The sequence below is a fragment of the Agromyces sp. Y182 genome, assembly GCF_059445385.1.
Window position 1 is genome coordinate 1,736,192 of the sequence record NZ_JCAIUF010000001.1, and the last position, 13,244, is coordinate 1,749,435.

Annotated in this window: 15 protein-coding genes; 7 read left to right on the forward strand and 8 right to left on the reverse strand. The window is 68.8% G+C overall.

Annotated elements, in window-relative coordinates:
- Window positions 1–34 precede the first annotated feature (34 nt).
- The 3 genes from AC1C2R_RS07895 to AC1C2R_RS07905 form a co-directional block, all read right to left on the reverse strand.
- On the reverse strand, window positions 35–1,306 hold the full coding sequence (locus AC1C2R_RS07895; RefSeq protein WP_495379581.1) for a HipA domain-containing protein: 1,272 nt from the start codon (window positions 1,304–1,306) through the stop codon (window positions 35–37).
- A gap of 2 nt (window positions 1,307–1,308) precedes the next feature.
- Entirely contained in the window at window positions 1,309–1,524 is a 216-nt protein-coding gene (locus AC1C2R_RS07900; RefSeq protein WP_495351966.1) for a helix-turn-helix domain-containing protein, read from the reverse strand.
- 98 nt (window positions 1,525–1,622) lie between these two features.
- Window positions 1,623–2,162, reverse strand: coding sequence for a DUF2000 family protein (locus AC1C2R_RS07905; protein WP_495379582.1), 540 nt, complete (start codon window positions 2,160–2,162; stop codon window positions 1,623–1,625).
- A 48-nt stretch (window positions 2,163–2,210) separates the two neighbouring features.
- On the opposite strand from AC1C2R_RS07905, the gene AC1C2R_RS07910 reads away from it, so the two are divergent.
- Complete coding sequence (locus AC1C2R_RS07910) at window positions 2,211–3,008, forward strand: helix-turn-helix transcriptional regulator (RefSeq protein ID WP_495379583.1); 798 nt, start codon at window positions 2,211–2,213, stop codon at window positions 3,006–3,008.
- A gap of 16 nt (window positions 3,009–3,024) precedes the next feature.
- On the opposite strand, the gene AC1C2R_RS07915 is transcribed toward AC1C2R_RS07910, so the two are convergent.
- Window positions 3,025–3,810, reverse strand: coding sequence for an SDR family NAD(P)-dependent oxidoreductase (locus tag AC1C2R_RS07915; RefSeq protein WP_495379584.1), 786 nt, complete (start codon window positions 3,808–3,810; stop codon window positions 3,025–3,027).
- An 86-nt stretch (window positions 3,811–3,896) separates the two neighbouring features.
- Between AC1C2R_RS07915 and AC1C2R_RS07920 the strand changes: the two genes are divergently transcribed.
- From AC1C2R_RS07920 to AC1C2R_RS07930, 3 genes are all read left to right on the forward strand, one after another.
- Window positions 3,897–4,754 carry a helix-turn-helix transcriptional regulator gene (locus tag AC1C2R_RS07920; RefSeq protein ID WP_495351970.1) on the forward strand — a complete coding sequence of 286 codons (858 nt, stop codon included), beginning with the start codon at window positions 3,897–3,899 and terminating at the stop codon, window positions 4,752–4,754.
- 167 nt (window positions 4,755–4,921) lie between these two features.
- On the forward strand, window positions 4,922–5,272 hold the full coding sequence (locus AC1C2R_RS07925) for an ArsR/SmtB family transcription factor (RefSeq protein WP_495379585.1): 351 nt from the start codon (window positions 4,922–4,924) through the stop codon (window positions 5,270–5,272).
- Window positions 5,269–5,733: an SRPBCC family protein gene (locus AC1C2R_RS07930; protein WP_495351972.1), complete on the forward strand. Its 465-nt coding sequence runs from the start codon at window positions 5,269–5,271 to the stop codon at window positions 5,731–5,733. Before AC1C2R_RS07925 ends, AC1C2R_RS07930 begins: the two co-directional genes overlap by 4 nt.
- 118 nt (window positions 5,734–5,851) lie before the next feature.
- Here AC1C2R_RS07930 and AC1C2R_RS07935 read toward each other — a convergent pair whose 3' ends face one another.
- Together AC1C2R_RS07935 and AC1C2R_RS07940 are read right to left on the reverse strand one after the other, a co-directional pair.
- Window positions 5,852–6,805, reverse strand: a complete 954-nt coding sequence (locus AC1C2R_RS07935; protein ID WP_495379586.1) for a BadF/BadG/BcrA/BcrD ATPase family protein — start codon at window positions 6,803–6,805, stop codon at window positions 5,852–5,854.
- Between the two features lie 122 nt (window positions 6,806–6,927).
- Entirely contained in the window at window positions 6,928–8,040 is a 1,113-nt protein-coding gene (locus AC1C2R_RS07940) for a phospholipase D-like domain-containing protein (RefSeq protein ID WP_495379587.1), read from the reverse strand.
- Window positions 8,041–8,245: 205 nt separating this feature from the next.
- Here AC1C2R_RS07940 and AC1C2R_RS07945 point away from each other — a divergent pair, with 205 nt between their 5' ends.
- Window positions 8,246–9,118: a carbohydrate kinase family protein gene (locus tag AC1C2R_RS07945; protein WP_495379588.1), complete on the forward strand. Its 873-nt coding sequence runs from the start codon at window positions 8,246–8,248 to the stop codon at window positions 9,116–9,118.
- A gap of 246 nt (window positions 9,119–9,364) precedes the next feature.
- The gene (locus AC1C2R_RS07950) at window positions 9,365–9,709 is read left to right on the forward strand and encodes a cupin domain-containing protein (RefSeq protein WP_495351976.1); all 345 of its coding nucleotides are present in this window, start codon (window positions 9,365–9,367) and stop codon (window positions 9,707–9,709) included.
- A gap of 19 nt (window positions 9,710–9,728) precedes the next feature.
- Here the strand turns inward: AC1C2R_RS07950 and AC1C2R_RS07955 are convergent, their stop codons facing one another.
- On the reverse strand, window positions 9,729–12,074 hold the full coding sequence (locus tag AC1C2R_RS07955; protein ID WP_495379589.1) for an LLM class flavin-dependent oxidoreductase: 2,346 nt from the start codon (window positions 12,072–12,074) through the stop codon (window positions 9,729–9,731).
- Window positions 12,075–12,173: 99 nt separating this feature from the next.
- On the opposite strand from AC1C2R_RS07955, the gene AC1C2R_RS07960 reads away from it, so the two are divergent.
- Window positions 12,174–12,563, forward strand: coding sequence for a winged helix-turn-helix transcriptional regulator (locus AC1C2R_RS07960; RefSeq protein WP_495379590.1), 390 nt, complete (start codon window positions 12,174–12,176; stop codon window positions 12,561–12,563).
- A 58-nt stretch (window positions 12,564–12,621) separates the two neighbouring features.
- On the opposite strand, the gene AC1C2R_RS07965 is transcribed toward AC1C2R_RS07960, so the two are convergent.
- A complete protein-coding gene (locus AC1C2R_RS07965) occupies window positions 12,622–13,110 on the reverse strand; it encodes a hypothetical protein (RefSeq protein ID WP_495379591.1) in 489 nt (162 codons plus the stop codon).
- Between the last annotated feature and the right edge of the window lie 134 nt (window positions 13,111–13,244).

The window sequence follows — 13,244 nt, forward strand, 5'->3', positions numbered from 1 at the left end:
TCTATTCACGCCGGATGCCGATGCGCCCGCGTCTTCAGTTGATCCACCCGCGGGTTTCCGTGTGCCGAGCGACGGCTGACGCGATGCGCTCGCCGACAGCGCGCTCGCTCGGGGACCCGATCGTCGACGCCGCCGTCGCGTATGCCTCCGCGAGTCCTGCGCGAATGTCTCGGGCGCGCGTCTCGGCCTCGTCCGCCGGAATGCGGAGCTTGCGTGCGATGCCCACGAAATTGCGAATGCCGATCGCGTCGAGACGATATTCGTCGCCGACCGTCATTGCCGAAGCCAGCGGGCGAGACGACGGATAGGCGAGGTGCGTTCCGAGGTCGTAGAGCGGGGCGAGCGTCGCGGTCTCCGCCCGCAGCAGGATGGAGTAGTTCTTGGCATGCGCGTCGGTGTTGGCAGCGGAGACATTGAACACCATCGCGTCGAAGAGCTGGCGCTGGCTGTTACGTCGCTGCTCGAGGTCGGGAAAGGTGTCGATGAGCTGTGCCATCTGCGCGAAGCCCGGCCCACCGTCGGCTTGGTACTTGCGAGCCGGGCTCACCGAGAGCGCCTGGCAGAAGTCTTCTTGGTGGTGACGGACCCAGATGCCGCGCTCGACCGCACGGTCATAGCGTGCAGACACGAAGACCCGATCGCCGCGGGTTGTCGTGTAGAGCTCGGCGTCGGCGACGTCGAGACCGAGTTGCGCCGCCGCCCTCATCGTGACGTACTCGTTCACATCGTGTTCGATGAACGGTGCGACCGCGGGCTTGAGGATATGGGTCGTCGGCGTCGCATCGGCCGGCACACCCCAGCTTCCATCGGCAGATCGAAAGAGTGCCGTCTTCGGTTGGGCACCGGGCAGACTCCAGCGCCCGGTCGCGTCGCGAGAGCCCCATGTGTCGGCGTGGGCGACGAGGTCGGCGATGACCTCGGCGACTTCGTCTTCAGAGAGTGGGTCGATTGCCGTTCGATGACCGGATGCATCGGTCGACTCGCTGCCCTCTGGAAGGATCTGCACGGCACCGGCGACGTCGCGGCCGACGTACGTCAGTAGCCCGAACGGATTTGCTGCCGAGGTGTGGAATTCGCGCGCCAGCTCATCGAGCCGCCCCGCGCTGTCGGGGAGCAGTCCCTGGAGGAATGGAAGTACTGCGCGCGACGGGTGCGTCGCGCGCGAAACCGGCATCGACATCGACAGCGGTGTCGCGTCGAGGCGAGCCCGGTACGACTCGTCATAGGTGAAGGTGACGGCCCCTGCCGTGGTCTGTTGCAGTTCACCGATGTACGTGCCGTCGAGGAAGACGTTCAACGATCGCATGCTCATCGTTCGTTCTCTTGAAGGTCGACCGAAAGCTCGAGCACGCCGAGCACGTCGAAGACGCGATCCAACCGAACGCTGGGCTTGCCGCCTTCGAAACGAACCACCCACTCGCGGGTGACGCCAGCGCGCTCGGCGAGGGCTTGTTGCGACCAATCCAGCGCCTCACGACGGGTTCGCACAGCGCCACCGAGTTCACGTACGGATCTGATTCGCATCGCGGCCTCCTTGGTGCGCGTTCGCGCACAACACCAAGTGTGCTCGATCGCGCACAGAAACGGAAGTGCACGATCGCGCACAAGATCAGAAGTGCGTTCTACGCCACATTGATGCGAATGTGACAGAGCCCAGAAGCACACGAAGAATCTTGTCTTTCGCCTCGCTTCTCATCGTGCAGTCGAGCGCCCTTGACGATGCGGTCGACGACGTTGCGCGGCCCGCGCAGGCCGATGCCGACGAGATCGAGGTCGTCGGCGGCGACCGCGGCGACGGCAGCGCGGTTGGCATCGTCGTGCCCGGTCGAGAAGAGCTCCCGGGTGTACACCGCGAGCGACACCCCGCGAGCGGATGCCTTCGACCGGGCCGCCAGCAGCAGTTCGGCAGTGGCCGTCATCACGAGCACGGGCTGTCGCAGCATCGGCAGGTACTCGGTGCCGTCGCGATCGCGATACGGCGCCCCGGTGAGGTCGGGGCCGCTGGTTGCGATTCCGCTCATCAGAAACGCGGTCACGTTCAGCTCCTGCCACGGTTCCAGGTCGTCGCGCAGCACGACCACGACCTTCGTGTCGAAGCGGGGCGGAGCGGCGGGTTCGGGCGAGGCATCCGCAAGAGGTGAGGCATCTGCAATGGTGGGCATGCTCCCAGTCTTCGCGACGCGCACAGCGTGGTCTTGTACGTTTCTTGCATGGTCGACTCGGTGCGCGCGTGGCACCCCGCGGTGCCGTCGGTGCGGGAGGTACTGCACGCGACGTTCGAGCACCATGCCTACCCGGCGCACACGCACGACGACTGGACCGTGCTCCTGATCGACGACGGTGCCGTCGCCTACGACCTCGACCGTGCAGCCCATCACGCGACGCCTGCGTCGATCACGCTCCTTCCTCCGGGCGTGCCGCACGACGGGCGCTCGGCGATCGACGGCAAGGGGTTCCGCAAGCGTGTGGTGTACCTCGAATCCCAGTGGCTGCCTGCGAGTGCAGCGGATGCCGCGGCGACACGCCCCACCCTCGTCGCTCCCGACTCGATCGCAGCCGTTCGGCGTCTCCACGCGGCGCTCCGCTCCCCCGCAGACGTCATGGCCGCCGAGCACTCGGTGCTGTTCTTGCAGCAGCAGGTGCTCGCCCACCTCGGCTCCCCGTTGCGGCCCGTTCGAGACGCGCCCTTGGCGCGGCGCCTGCGCGAACTGCTCGACGACCGTCTTCTCGAGACGTTCACGATCGCCGAGGCCGCTCGGCTGCTCGGTGCGCATCCGAGTCATCTGGTGCGCGTCTTCTCCGGAACCTACGGCATCGCGCCGCACCGCTACGTGACCGGGCGCCGGGTCGACCGAGCACGTCGGCTCCTGCTCGACGGCCATCCGCCCGCCGACGCCGCGGTGCACGCCGGCTTCCACGATCAAGCCCACCTCACCCGCCACTTCCGTCGGATCCTCGGCACGACCCCCGGCGCCTTCGCGGCGGAGCCCCGGCCGGTGCGACGCTGATTCTCGGCGCTGATTTCTAGGCGCCGGCACCGCCGTCGACCGGCACGATCGCGCCCGTCACCATCGAAGCCCGGTCGCTGAGCAGCCACGCGGCAGCCTCCGCGATCTCTCGAGGTTCGGCCATCCGGCCGAGCGGGATGGTTGCCGTGATCCGCTCGACGATGCCGGGGGTCGCCGCCTCCCACGCATCGATCATGTCCGTGGCCGTGCCACCTGGAGTGATGCCGTTCACCCGGATTCCCTCGCCTGCCCAGCTCACCGCGGCAGACTCGGTGATGCTGTTGAGCGCACGCTTCATGGCGCCGTACGCGGGGAGGGCGGCGTTCGCACGACGGCTGCCGATGCTCGAGGTGTTGACGATCGCCCCACCGCCGTTGCGACGCATGAGCGCGGCCTCGGCGGTCATGGCGGTCCAGTGCGAGCGGAAGTTCACGGCGAACTGCTCGTCGATATCGTCATCGCTCGTGGTGTCGAGCGGGCCCGGCCGGCGCTGAATGGCCGCGCCGTTGTTGAAGGCGCCGTCGAGCCGGCCGTGCAGTTCGTCGACGCGCTCGAGGGCTGCGCGGATGCTTCCAGGGTCGGCGAGGTCGAGCGCGACGGCGTCTGCGACGCCTCCGTCGGAGCGGATCTCGCCGACGATGCGGTCGAGGGCATCCGTGCCGCGAGCGGCGAGCACGACGGCGGCGCCCTCGGCGGCGAAGAGCCGGGCCGAAGCGGCGCCGATGCCGCGGCTGGCGCCGGTGATGAAGACGACCTTGCCGGTGAGCAGGCCGATCGGGGTGGTGTCGATGCTGTTCGTCATATCGACAGTGTCACCTCGAACCGGAGCCCGGATTCAGGTACAGACGGTACCAGGGTCCGCGACGCTCGAGCGCGCAGAATGGGGACATGGACAAGCAAGAGCTCGGCGCGTTTCTCCGCAGCAGACGTGAGCGGCTCCGGCCGGAAGACGTCGGCCTCCCTTCGGGGCCGCGGCGAAGGACGCCCGGGCTTCGACGTGAAGAGATCGCGGTGCTCGCGCACATCTCCACCGAGTACTACGTCCGCCTCGAGCAGGGCAGGGCGCCGCGCCCATCGGGCGAGGTCCTCGCGGGCATCGCCGGCGCGCTCGGACTCACCGACGCCGAGTCCGACCACCTCCACATCCTCGCGGGCACCGCGCCCTCCCGGGTGGGCCTGCACCGGCGAGATGTCCGCCCGAGCATCCTGGCGCTTCTCGAGCGGCTCCCGCTGACGGCTGCGATCGTGACATCCGCAGCGTTCGAGGTTCTCGCATGGAACGATCTCGCGGTCACGCTCATGGAGGACTTCAGCAGCCTCGCCCCCGAAGACCGCAATCTCGCGCGAAAGGCGTTCCTCGGAACTCGACGCCCCGACGTCGCGCTCTATGGAATCTCCGACGGCGCCGAATTCCGGCGGAACGCCGTCATGGAGCTTCGAGCGACCACCGGCCGATACCCGTCGGACCTCGCCGTGACCGGCCTCGTCGAGGAGCTCCGCAACGGCAGCCCCGAATTCGCCCGGCTCTGGGAGCAGCATGACGTACAGGCGGCACCGACGTTCAGGAAGACCTTCCGGAACACGGCCGTCGGAGAGATCACCGTCGACTGCGACTCCCTCTTGCTGACCGACCGCGACCAGCACCTCGTGCTCTACAGCGCACCGCAAGGTTCCCGCGACGCTGAGAATCTCGCTCTCCTCAACGTCATCGGTACCCAGAACATCGACGCCGGCGAGACGCGCTGATCGATCCGAATTCTGCCGGCCCTGGCCTACTACCCCGAGGCTGAAGCGCTCTGCCTCGCGAGTGCCACTGCGATGGCCTTCGTCCGACCGCGAACCGTGCTTCCCGTACTGCTCCTCGCCGAACGGGAACATTGAACTTTTCGGTTCAGTGTCATACACTGAACCACATGGTTCAGCAACAAGCCCCCACCCCGGCAAGTCTCGATCGGGCATTCGCGGCCCTCGCCGACGAGACCCGGCGCGGCATCCTGACCCGGCTCGGCTCCGGCCCAGCCACGATCACCGAGCTCGCCGAACCGAGCGGCATGACCCTCACCGGCATCCGCAAGCACGTCGACGTGCTCGAGACCGCCGGGCTCGTCGCGACCGAGAAGATCGGTCGTGTGCGGCAGGTCAGCCTCGGCACCGAGCGATTGGACGACGCCATGTCGTGGATCACCTTCTATCAGCAGCTCTGGGCGCGCCGCCTCGACGGACTCGACGCCTACTTCACCCTCACGAAAGGAACGGAATCATGAGCAACACCGACACGAACGAGACGATCGGGCTCCGGCTCCAGCGTCAGCTTCCCGCGTCACCCGACGATGTCTTCGACGCCTATACCGACGCCGAGAAGCAGAAGATCTGGTTCTCGATCCTCGACGAAGAGCCCGGCGTCGTCGAGATCGAGGTCGACCTGCGTGTCGGCGGCACGCAGACCGCCGTCTGGGGGCCCAACCGCGACACTCTGTTCCGCGAGGTGCAGACGTTCCTCGAGATCGATCGCCCGCACCGGCTCGTCACCGAGTCGACCGGCAGCGAGCCCGACGGCAACACGATGACGACGCACATCGTCGTCACCTTCGAGGCGAACGACGGCGGCACGCTCATGACCGTCGAGCAGACCGGCTTCCCGACGCCCGAGGTGCGCGACTTCTTCCAGACGCAGGCCTGGATCGGCGCCTTCGACCGCATCGAGGCGTACCTCACCCGCGGCTGACGACCCCTCGCTGGTCGAGTAGGCCGCCTGCGGCCCACCCGCCGGTCGAATACCGCCCGACGAAGGAGGACGCGTATCGAGACCTCGCAACGGGTCTCGATACGCTCGCTGGCGCTCGCTACTCGATCAACGGTGGGGAGACCGCGCGCGCGATGTGCGCCGCGAGGGCGCTCGTCGACGCGACGTCGGCGAGTGCGGCGGCGCCGTCGAGCGGGTGCGCCTCACCGAGCCGGATGTCGGCGCCGGGCAGCGTCGCACGCACGGCCGAGACGAAGTCGCGTCCGAGGACTTCGCCCATGAAGAGCCCGCCGACTCCGCGCACGCGCGGCTCCGGGGCATCCGCGCCGCCCACGCGCCGAAGACCTGCGAGAGCGGATGCCGCGAGCTCGCGTGCTGCGCCCGCGACGAGCGCCCCGGCGACGGCGTCACCGGCCGCTGCGGCCTCGGCGACCGCCCTGGCGTACGAGGCGACGCGCTGCACGCGCTCGGGATCGCCCTGCAGTTCGATGTAGGCCGACTCGAGGTCGGGAAAGTCCGCGCGCACGATGTCGGTCAGCGCGGTCGTGTCGCCCCGGCCGTCATGGTGCCGCATGACGGCGTCGAGGCCGGCTCGGCCGAGCCAGAATCCGCTGCCGGCATCGCCGATGAGATAGCCCCACCCGTCGACGCGGGCGATGTCGGTGGCCCCGACTGCGAGGGTCACGACGCCGGTGCCTGCTGCAACCACGGCCCCGGGCTCGTCGCCGAGCGCACCGAGGTAGGCGGTGATGGAGTCATGTGCGAGGTGCACGCTGCGCGCACCCATCGGCGCGGCCGCGGCGAGCAGGTAGCCGGCATCGGCCTCGTCGTCGGTGAGTCCCGAGACGCCGAGCCCGACACGCTCAGCGACGTGCCCTGCCTCGTGCGCCTGGTCGATGATGCGGGCGAGCTGCGGCAGTAGCGGCAGATCGGTGCGAATGCCGGGCGCCGACCACTCCGTGACCCCCGAGGCATCCGCGTGCCGGATCTTGATGCCGGATTGCCCTGCGTCGATCGCGAGCGTGCTCGTCGCATTCACGGTGTACTGCTCCATTCGCGGGAACGCTCGGCGACCAGACTGCGAGCGATTTTGCCTCGGGTACCGGCGAGCGCAAGCCCGCTCGTACCGCGGAGACGACGCTATCAGTCCGGGCACGGCCGACGTGGCGCGCCGGTTCAGGGCACGACGGGCACCGGCGACGAGAGGTCGTCGATGATGCGGTCGATCTCGGTGAGGGCGTAGCGGGCGAGCGCCCGCTGCGCGACATCCGCTGGGCTGCCCTGTTCTTCCTCGAGGTCGCCGATCACGATGATGTTCTCGTCGTTCAGGGTGTTCGCGGGTGCCGTGTAGTTGAAGCTGCCGACGATGGTGAGCCGCTCGTCGATGACCATGAGCTTGTGGTGGAGCTTGCGCACCCCCGTGTTGCGCTTGTTGGCGAAGAGCTCGACGTCGCCTCGGCCGAGGTCGCTCGTCGCCGCCCACTTCGCCGCGCCCTGGCCGCGGTCGAGCACACCGCGGATGCGCGTGACGAGCGGCCGCAGGCGGATCATCGTGTCGTCGATTCCGGATGACTGGGCGAACGTGAACATCGCGAAGTCGATGCTCTCGCGCGCCTTCAGCATCTGCTTCATGATCTCCATCTCGGGTCCGTGCCGCGGAGCGAAGAGCGGTTTGACCCGCACCTCGGGCAGGTCGAACTCCTTCGGTCTCGGTTCGACGCGCTCGTGCAGGTCGCCGAACGTGCCGGAGCGCATGCGCTCGAACTCGCGCAGGTACTCGGTCGCGGCGTGCTGGCCGTGCAGCACGACGATCTGGTTGAGGTTCTGGCCGGCGTCGATTCCGGATGCCTCGTTCTTACCGGTGTCGGTGAGGGTGAAGTTGGTCGAGCCAGTGAGCACTGCGGCCGTCGGCTTGCCAGAATCGCGCACGATGAACTTCTGGTGGAAGATCTTCGGATTCAGGTCGCTGATGACGTCGACCCGCGCCTTCAAGAGGGCGCCCTGAATGATGCGATTCTCTTCATGCGCACCCGTGACACCCCACGGATCCTCGAGCGCCTTCTCCTCGGTGAGGTAGTCGCCTTCGAGGATGACCCGCACCCGCACGCCGCGGAGCTTCGCCGCGAGGATCGCCTTGGCGATGGGCCGCGAGTCGATCTCCTGCACGGCGATCGCGAGGCTGTGCTTCGCCTCGTCGATGAAGTCGCGCACCGCCTGGTCGAGATCGTCGGGGCCGCCGACCTCGGTCGGTCCCATGTACAGCTCGACACCGCCGATGGTGACCGGCATGGCGCACCTCTTTCATGAGTGTTCCTCACTCAAGCGTGACCCAGCTCGCCCGCCCGAGCATCAGTGCCGACCCGGAACTCCGTTGGTCGAGTAGCGAGCGCCAGCGAGCGTATCGAGACCCCTACGCCGACCCGGGGCCCCGCTGGTCGAGTAGAGAGCGCCAGCGAGCGTATCGAGACCCACCGCACCGCTACGCTGGCGAACCATGAGCGCGCCCATCGTCATCTCCGGACCCGCAGCCTGGAACCGGATCGTCTACCTCGAGCACCTCCCCGAGCCCGTGCCGCACATGCAGTTCGCGCTCGACGACTACGAGACCGTCGGCGGCACTTCGGCCGGTAAGGCACTGGGCCTCGCCGGGCTCGGTCGGCCGGTGCTGCTGCACACGCTCATCGGCGACGACGACGAGGGCCGTCGCGTGCAGGGCGCGCTCGAGGCATCCGGCGTCGAACTCGCGAGTCTGCCCTCCGAACGCACCGAGAGCCACCTGAACCTCATGACGCGCGCCGGCGAGCGCGTCTCGCTCTACCTCGCCGCACCCGCCGATCCGGGCACACCGCCGTCGGCCGAACTGACGCGGGTGATGACGCATGCCCCGGCGATCGTGCTCGACCTCTCCGAGCGTTCGCGCGGGCTCATCGACGCGGCGCGCGCGACCGGTCGTCCGATCTGGACGGACATCCACGACTACGACGGCAGCGCCGACTTCCACCGGCCCTTCATCGAGGCCGCCGACTGGATCTTCATGAACGCCGACCGCATCGGCGACGACCCACGGCCCTTCATGGAGGAGTGCGTGCGGGGCGGGGCGTCCGTCGTCGTGTGCACGCTCGGCGCGCAGGGCGCGATTGCGATCGATGTCGAAAGCGACGGCCGGATGCAGCGAACCGATGTCGCGGCGGTGCCGGTCGAGGTGCTCGACACCAACGGGGCCGGCGACGCCTTCATGGCCGGAGTGCTCGACGCGCACCTCACCGGCGCTTCGCTCGCCGACGCCCTCGCAGCGGGATCTCGGCATGCCGCGGCGGTGCTGACCACGCGGCACCTGCACCCCGTACTCGACGGCGTGCTCGCGTAGCCCGCGCACCACCCGTTGGTCGAGTAGCGAGCGCACCACCCGTTGGTCGAGTAGTGAGCGCCAGCGAACGTATCGAGACCCGGACCGCACACCCCGCTGGTCGAGTAGTGAGCGCCAGCGAACGTATCGAGACCCGTTGCGAGGTCTCGATACGGCCGCGGGCGGCCTACTCGACCAACGGATGCCGCCCGAGTGCGGTCACCCGCGCTCCCGTGTACCGTGTCCGTCGAACGTGGGGAGCACACGATGGTTCTGAAGCACCAACGCAGTGGCGTCGCCGAAGACGACGTCTATTGGCATGAGTCGATCGAGGGAACGTCGATCGGCTCAGAGGTGTCGCTCATCCTCACGTACAACTCGAAAGACGGGTCGGGGCCGCGGCTGCATCTGCATCCGTACACCGAGACCTTCGTCATCCGGCACGGGCGCGCGCTGTTCACGGTCGGCGACGAACAACTGGAGGCGGTCGGCGGTCAGGTACTCGTCGTGCCGGCGCAGACGCCGCACAAGTTCGTGATCATCGGTCCCGAGGCGCTCATCTCCACGCACATCCACGCGAGCCCGACCTTCATCACCGAGTGGCTCGAGTGATGCGCGGGCACGACCCCGCCTACGCCGGCGTGATGTTCGTGTTGTCGCGGAACAGGTTGCCGGGGTCGACCTCCCGCTTGAGGGCACGCAGCCGGTCGAGCGTCGCCGGCGGGTAGGCTGCGGCGACCGATTCGGGGCCCTGCTCGGTCTCGAAGCTCACGTATGCGCCCGTGAAGTGCGGGGCGAGCAGCTCGTTCCAGCGCGCGCTCGTCTGGTTCCGGCTCGAACCGAACGCGACGACCGAGAACTCGGCCGAGCGGTGCGCGAACGCCGTGGCATCGGCGGGCACGTCGTGCACGGCACCGCCGACGGCGCGTAACTGGAAGAAGTAGCTCGCCCCGCTCGCCAGGAACTGGGCGACGTCGCGGGCGAACTCCGGCGTGATGCGCCCGATGATGCCTGTGCGCGAGGTCGGCTCGCCCTCGGCGCCGTGACTGCCGTCGGCGGCGTTCGAGATGATCGACTCGTAGGTCGTGAGCCGCACATCCTGCCCGACGAGGGGCGCGACCTCGGCGAGCGGCGCCAGCCGCGCGAGCACCGTGTCGGGGTCGGCGGAGTCGATCACCGCCATCACCCTCGCGACCGGCGGTTCGCCCGGGCGCGCTCCGCCCATGAGCATGAAGCTTGTGACGTCCCGAGGCGAATCGACGACCCAGTCGCCCCACGCCTGCAGGAACCCCGCGGTGTCGCTCGCGTCGAACGCCAGTTGCGCGAAGCCGACTGCGCCGACCTCGTCGACCTCGAATTCGAACGCGGTGACGATGCCCATGTTCGCGCCGGCGCCCTGCACAGCCCAGAAGAGTTCCGGATGCTCCGTGGCATCCGCTCGCACCAGGCTGCCGTCGGCCAGCACCACCTCGGCGGCGCGCAAGTGGTCGATGGTCAGCCCGTGTTCGCGCACGAGCCAGCCGATGCCGCCCGCCGTGGCGAGCCCGCCGACCCCGACGCCGCCGTAGTCGCCCGACGAGAGTGCCCAGCCGTGCGGCGAGAGGAACGCCGCGACGTCTTGCCACCGCGCGCCGGCCTCGATGCGCACGAGCCGGTTCGCTTCGTCGAGCACCTCCATCGCGTTCATTCGCGAGAGGTCGATGACGATGCCGCCGTTGTTCGTCGAGCGGCCGCTGATGCCGTGGCCGCCGCTGCGCACGCCGAGGGGCACATCGGGATTCGCTCGCGCGAAGCCGACTGCGTCCGCGACCTGTTGCGCGTCGGCCGGTCGCAGCACGAGCCCGGGCGAGCCGCCCCGCATGTAGGTCGACTTCACGCGCACGTAGCCCGCATCGCCGGGTTCGATCGCATCGGCGGCGAGCGAGGCGGGCACTGCCTCGTAGTCGATGCCGTCGCGGCGCTTCGCGCGCACCGTCGAGCTGCGCACGGCACGGATCGCCGAGGCTGTCGAAGCGTCGCCCCCTGAGCCCGTCGAAGGGATTCCGGAGGACGCACCGATCGAGTCACGGGATGCCGCGGCATCCGTCACCCGAAGTTCACGCGCGACCGCCTCGCGCAGCGCGGGCGCGACCTCGTCGGCGAAGTGCGCGATCGTGCCGGGGTCGTCGCTCGCGAGGATGAAGGTGCCCATGCCGTCGTCGACGACGTACGGCAACAGCTGCTCCACCCACTGGGCGGCCGGCCCGTCGAGGAATCCGCCGCCGACGCCCGCCGAGAACCGGCCGCCGATGTTCACGAGGCGCCGGATCTCGCGGGGGTCGCGCCCGGCGCCGACCGCAGCCTCGTCGATTCTGGCGTTGCCCGCGGCGAGGTCGCCGGGCTGCAGGTAGGCGAGCGAGGGCAGCCAGCCGTCGCCTTTGCGCCCGATGAGCCGCAGCATGCGGGGCTTGAGCGCACCGATGATGATCGGGATGTTGTGGGCGGGCGCCGGCCCGCGCTTGGCGCCGCTGACCCGGTAGTACTCGCCGTCGACCTCGAACCGGGCTCGATCCCCCTGATCCCAGACGCCACGGATGATGTCGATCGCCTCGGAGAGCGCATCGACCGCCTGACCGGGAGTGAGGCGGCGGCCGCCCATCGCCTCGATCGCATCCCAGAACCCGCCGGCGCCGAGGCCGAGCTCGAAGCGCCCGCCCGAGAGCAGGTCGAGACTCGCGGAGGCGCGAGCGAGCACGGCCGGCGGCCTCAGCGGCAGGTTCGCGACATTCGCCGAGACGTGGATGCGTTCGGTGCGCGCCGCGACCCAGGTGAGCAGCGTCTGCGTGTCGTGGAATGACGGCTGATACGGGTGATCTTGAAAGGTGACGAGGTCGTAGCCGGATGCCTCGCTCAGCTCGGCGAGGCGCACTGCCGACTGCGGCGGATCGTTCTTCGGGGTGATGAAGGTGCCGAACTGCAGTTCGTGGCCGTAGTGCATCGTGCTCCGATCGGTCCGGCGCCGTCGTTGCTGGTGCGCCACCTCTCCATCATGGGCGACGGATGCCGCAGCCGCATGAGAGGAGTAAGCTACTTACTCATGGTAAGTAAATCCGACGACTTCACCCGACACCGCGCGCGCCTGGAAGAGCTCGGCCACATCGACGATGCCGAATGCCGGCGCTTCCAGGGCACCGTCGAGTTCGCCGGACGCAAGTGGAACGCAGCGATCCTGCTGGCCGGCGTGCGGGGAGCGCGCCGATTCTCGGAGTACCGCAGCACTGTCACCGGCATCTCCGACCGACTGCTCGCCGCGAGGCTCAAAGAGCTCGAAGACGAGGGCGTCATCGAGCGGCATGTGCGCGCGACGACACCGGTGACGATCACGTACACCCCGACCGCCGCCGGGCTGCAGCTGATCGAACTGCTGCAACCGCTCGTCGAGTGGGGCCACGCGCGCATCGTCGCCACTGAACGCTCAGCCGGCTGATGCCCCGACCGGACACTTGAAGCGGGCCGGCAGTCCGCCGGCCCGCTTCGTCGATGCGCTACTTCTCGGTGCTCTTGGGGTCGACGGTCTCGTCGGTCGCGGGCTCCTCGGTGGGAACCGCAGTCGCCTCAGGCGCCGCGGCGGCCACCGGCTCCGCACTCGTCGGCACGCCGTCGGCCACGATCACGACGTCTTCGACATCCGTCTCGGCGAAGTCGGCGTCATCGAACGCGGCGTCGTCGGCGAGCACGAGCGCCGAGGCATCCGTCGCCGACCGACGCGCGGCCGCGAGGGTGATCGCGTGCACCGCGAGGGCGATGACCACGGCGAGGCCGCCGGCGGCGAGCAGCAGGCCGCCGATCGTGGTGCCCGACTGTGCAGCGAGGTACGCCGCGTAGTCGGCCGACTGGGTGGTGTACAGCTCGACCTGAGTGGCGTTCGATGAGGCCAGGAGCCAGGCGCCCACGGCGATGATCACGACGGCGACGACCCAGAGCAGGATCAGCGGCACGTTGACCTTGGTGCGGGCGGATGTGTTGTCGGTCATGACGTCCTTCGGGGTGGGGTTGCGACCGGATCGGCCTCAGAGCACGTTACGAGGCGAGCCTATGCGTGTCCTATGCGTCAGCGCGACATGTTCTTGGAATGAACTTGGCGAAAGCCGTGTCCACAGCGGCGTGA